Below are 3,775 nucleotides of genomic sequence, written 5' to 3'. Positions count from 1 at the left end.
GAGGTGCACCTCGAGGGACCCACCCCTCGGCACACCGTGTGGCCCTGCGTCGTGCCGGAGCCCAAGTCGGTCAAGGACCGGGTCCACCTCGACGTCCACGCCGCAGCGTCGGTGCTGCCCGGGACCACACGTCTCAGCGCTGAGGGCGAGTTCCGGTGGACGGTCGTGGCCGGCCCGGAGGGCGACGAGATCTGCACGTTCGTGCGCGACGACGTTCCCGACTACCGGCTCTACGAGCTGTGCGTCGACGTCGCCGACCACCGCGCCGCGGCGGCCTGGTGGCACGGCGTGTGGGGTGGCACGATCGGCAGCGAGGAGGAGCAGCGGTTCAGCTGGCTGGAGGACGTCCCCGGCATGCCGTTCGAGGGCATCGTGTTCTGCGACGTGCCGGAGCCCAAGACGGTCAAGAACCGGCTCCACTGGGACGTCACGCTCACCGCCGGATCCGGCGTCGCCGATCTCGAGGCCCTCGGCGCCACCGTGCTGCGCCGACCCGACGACGAGGTGGTCTGGACGGTCATGGCCGACCCCGACGGCAACGAGTTCTGCGTGTTCGACGAGGACGCCGCGTGACGTCGCGGGCGCAGCTGCGCAGGGCGGCCCTCGCACAGGAGGGCGCCGAGCAGGTCGAGGTCGGACCCACGCGAGGCTGGGCGGTCGCGGGCACGGTGTTCGCCGCCCTCACCGACGACGGGCGCGCGGCGCTCTCGCTCGGGATCGAGCCGCGCAGCCGCATGGCCGGCGAGCTGCCCGGCGTGCAGACCACGTCGTCGGGCGTCCTGGTCGACCTCGACGTGATCGACGGGATGGCGCTCAACCACTGGGTCCACGAGGCGTGGCGGCACTGCGCACCGGCCGGTGTCGTCGAAGCGTCCGCGCACGCGGCGAGGGCTGCCGCCGAGGGCGACGACGACCTCGGTGCGATCGGTGCCCCGGCGCGGCGCGCGCTCCACGGTGCCGGCATCGGCTCGCTCGACGAGCTGGCTGCCCGCGATCGCGACGAGGTGGCCGCGCTGCACGGCATCGGCCCACGCGCGGTGGCGGCCCTGGCCGCTGCGCTCGCCGAGCGGGGGACCACGTGGTGAGCGTGCTGCGGGTCCCCGACCCTGCGGACGCCGAGGTCCTCGCCGACCTGTGGGTGACCAACCGCGAGCACCTCGACCCCTGGAGCCCCGAGCGCAATGCCGACTTCTACACCGTCGAGGGGCAGCTCGACCTGCTCGAGCGGCGTCTCGAGGCCATGGTCCAGGGCCGGGGTGCCTACTTCGTCGTGCTCGACGACGACCGGGTGGTCGGTGAGATCAACCTCAACGACCTGGTGCGCGGGGCCTTCCAGAACGCTCACGTCGGCTACTGGCTGGCCGCCGACGTGCAGGGGCGCGGGCTGATGACCCGCGCCGTCGAGGAGATCACCACCCACGCGTTCGACGTCCTGCGGCTGCACCGGCTGCAGGCCGCCACGCTGGCCCACAACGAGCGCTCCCAGGCCGTGCTCCGGCGTGCCGGGTTCGAGTCGTTCGGACGCGCGCCGCGCTACCTCAAGATCGGCGGGCAGTGGCAGGACCACGTGCTGTTCCACCGCTTCACGCCGCACGACGTCTGAGCCCAGGTCCGGACCGTCGGGCTCAGTAGCGGGCCGAGAACCCGCCGTCGGCGTGCAGCAGCTGTCCGGAGATCCAGCGTCCTTCGGGCGACAGGAGGAAGGCGACCACTCCGGCGACGTCGCGTGGCTCCCCGAGACGACCGAGGGGCTGGTGCGGCAGCAGCCCCTCCCTGAGCTGGTCGTCCATCCACCCGGTGTCGACGGGGCCGGGGTTCAGCACGTTGGCGCTGATCCCGAGCGGGCCCAGCTCGCGTGCCGCGGAGATCACGATGCGGTCGAGCGCCCCCTTGGACGCGCCGTAGGGGAGGTTCCCGGTGGTGGCGTCGCTCGTCAGAGCGACCACCGCGCCCCCGCCGTCGGGCACCTGACGGGCGAAGCCGGCGATGAGGAGCAGGCTGGCGCGCGCGTTCACGGCCACGTGGGTGTCGAAGCTCTCGGCGGTCGTGTCGAGGACCCCGGTCTCGACGTCATGGGCGTGGCTCAGCACCAGGGCGCAGACCGGGCCTCGGTCACGGGTGACGGCGTCCAGCAGGTCGGTCGGCCCGTGCGGCGTGGACAGGTCCACGTCGAAGTCGGTGCCGGTCAGGTCGGAGGTGGCCACGTCCCAGCCGTCGTCGCGCAGTCGCGGCACGATCGCGGCGGCGAGGCTGTTCGGTCGGGCTGCTCCGGTCACCAGGGCGCAGGGCATGCCGTCAGCCTAGGTCCACGATCGGGGGAGACCGGTCAGCTGGAGCGTCGTTGCGCCACGCCGACCACGAACGCGACCTGGCCCAGGTGCTGCAGGGTGTCGCCCAGCACGCTCACGAGGCGCGCCGACGCGGTGACGGGCGGGTCCCAGCGCTCGTCGACCACGCGCGCCAGCTCGGTGGCGTCCAGCGTCCGGAGGTAGCGACGCGTGAGCGCGTGGACGTCCGCGTGGTACGCGTCGACCAGCTCGGCGGGAGGTCGGACCGAGAGCACCTGGTCGAGGTCGTGGCCGTACCCGATGTCCCCGTGCTCGATGCCGTCGCCGAGGTGGGGAGCGAACCGCTCGGCCCACGTGTCCCACGCCTGCGGCACGTCGGCCAGGGCGGCCACGTGGTCGTCCTGCACGCGGGCGAGGTGCCAGAGCAGCCAGACGGGCGTGTTGGCGCCGTCGTCGACCTGGAACGTCGCCGTGGACTCGTCGAGGTCGGAGCACTGCTGCTCCACGAGCTCGCGGACGCGTCCGAAGGCGTCGTCCAGGAGGTCGGTCGTGACGGGGTCGAGGCTCATGTCCACGACGCTACTGCGTCAGCGCACGACCAGCCCGTCGCGCCGGTCCCACGCGACCTCGGTGGCCTTGTCGTCGCCGATCGCCCGCAGCACGGCGTCGACCACGTCGGTGGACGGCAGTGGCTCCGGCAGGCGCGGCGGCTCACCGGCGAGTGCGTGGGACGCGAGGTCGGTGTCGAGGTGCGGCGGACGGACGTCGACGATGCGCGTGCTCCGCCGGTGCTCGCGGCGCGCGACGGTGAGCCAGGCCGACAACGCCGCCTTGGCCGCCGAGTAGTCGGCCATGCCCGCGGTGGGGGCGTCGGCCAGGATCGCGGACAGCACGACGGCGACGCCACCGTCGAGGTGGGGGAGCGCGGCGCGCACGACGCCGGTGGCGCCGAGCGTGTTCACGGCGAACAGCTCCTCGACCACGACGGGGTCGGCATCCACTGCCGGACCGAACGCCGGGACGCCGGTGGCCACGACCAGGACGTCGAGCCCGCCGAGTGCGTCGACGGCCTGCCGCACCGTCGTCGCCGCGCGCTCGACGTCGACGACGTCGAGCACGAACGTGGGAGCGTCGAGCTCCTCGCCGATCGCCGCGAGCCGGTCGGCGTCACGCCCCGTGACCGCCAGGGAGGCGCCGGCCTCGTGCAGGGCGCGGGCGATGCCGCCGCCGAGGGCGCCGGTGGCACCCACGACGAGGGCACGGACGTCGGTGAGCTCCATGCTCGGGACGCTACCCACGCCCGGGGGAGCCGCAACGTGAGTCGTGGCGCTTCAGGTGGCTGGGTCTGTTCTTGCCGCTGCGCTACTGCGGCTGAGCCTTGTCCTGCGGCTGCGCTGCTCCGCCGGGGTCTTCTCGTGCGGCTGCGTTGCTGTGGCTGCGAGTCGACCTGCTCCCCGAAAGGGCCTCGACCGTCGGGCGGGTCCGGG

General features: G+C 73.4%; 6 protein-coding genes. 3 read left to right on the top strand and 3 right to left on the bottom strand.

Going from position 1 to position 3,775, the window contains the following annotated elements:
* From ASF38_RS19030 to ASF38_RS05385, 3 genes are all read left to right on the top strand, one after another.
* A partial coding sequence (locus tag ASF38_RS19030; protein WP_056574263.1) for a VOC family protein occupies positions 1 to 573 on the top strand: 573 nt, incomplete at its 5' end.
* The gene (locus ASF38_RS05390; RefSeq protein WP_055968698.1) at positions 570 to 1,085 is read left to right on the top strand and encodes a helix-hairpin-helix domain-containing protein; all 516 of its coding nucleotides are present in this window, start codon (positions 570 to 572) and stop codon (positions 1,083 to 1,085) included. The genes ASF38_RS19030 and ASF38_RS05390, both read left to right, overlap by 4 nt.
* Complete coding sequence (locus ASF38_RS05385) at positions 1,082 to 1,603, top strand: GNAT family N-acetyltransferase (protein WP_200914429.1); 522 nt, start codon at positions 1,082 to 1,084, stop codon at positions 1,601 to 1,603. Before ASF38_RS05390 ends, ASF38_RS05385 begins: the two co-directional genes overlap by 4 nt.
* 22 nt (positions 1,604 to 1,625) lie before the next feature.
* Here ASF38_RS05385 and ASF38_RS05380 read toward each other — a convergent pair whose 3' ends face one another.
* The 3 genes from ASF38_RS05380 to ASF38_RS05370 are packed head-to-tail and all read right to left on the bottom strand — an operon-like array spanning position 1,626 to position 3,568.
* Entirely contained in the window at positions 1,626 to 2,291 is a 666-nt protein-coding gene (locus tag ASF38_RS05380; protein ID WP_056574258.1) for an SDR family oxidoreductase, read from the bottom strand.
* Positions 2,292 to 2,326: 35 nt separating this feature from the next.
* On the bottom strand, positions 2,327 to 2,857 hold the full coding sequence (locus tag ASF38_RS05375) for a DinB family protein (RefSeq protein WP_055968689.1): 531 nt from the start codon (positions 2,855 to 2,857) through the stop codon (positions 2,327 to 2,329).
* An 18-nt stretch (positions 2,858 to 2,875) separates the two neighbouring features.
* Positions 2,876 to 3,568, bottom strand: a complete 693-nt coding sequence (locus ASF38_RS05370) for an SDR family oxidoreductase (protein ID WP_056574255.1) — start codon at positions 3,566 to 3,568, stop codon at positions 2,876 to 2,878.
* Between the last annotated feature and the right edge of the window lie 207 nt (positions 3,569 to 3,775).

The organism is Aeromicrobium sp. Leaf272 (assembly GCF_001422865.1).
Lineage (GTDB): Bacteria > Actinomycetota > Actinomycetes > Propionibacteriales > Nocardioidaceae > Aeromicrobium.
The sequence above is the reverse complement of the archived record's forward strand: the minus strand, read 5'-3'. Positions and strand labels throughout refer to the sequence as shown.

What these genes read in the sequence shown, in the direction of transcription:
- ASF38_RS05380 (WP_056574258.1), bottom strand. Translation starts at nt 2,291, where the DNA reads ATGCCCTGCGCCCTGGTGACCGGAGCAGCCCGACCGAACAGCCTCGCC.
- ASF38_RS05375 (WP_055968689.1), bottom strand. Translation starts at nt 2,857, where the DNA reads ATGAGCCTCGACCCCGTCACGACCGACCTCCTGGACGACGCCTTCGGA.
- ASF38_RS05370 (WP_056574255.1), bottom strand. Translation starts at nt 3,568, where the DNA reads ATGGAGCTCACCGACGTCCGTGCCCTCGTCGTGGGTGCCACCGGCGCC.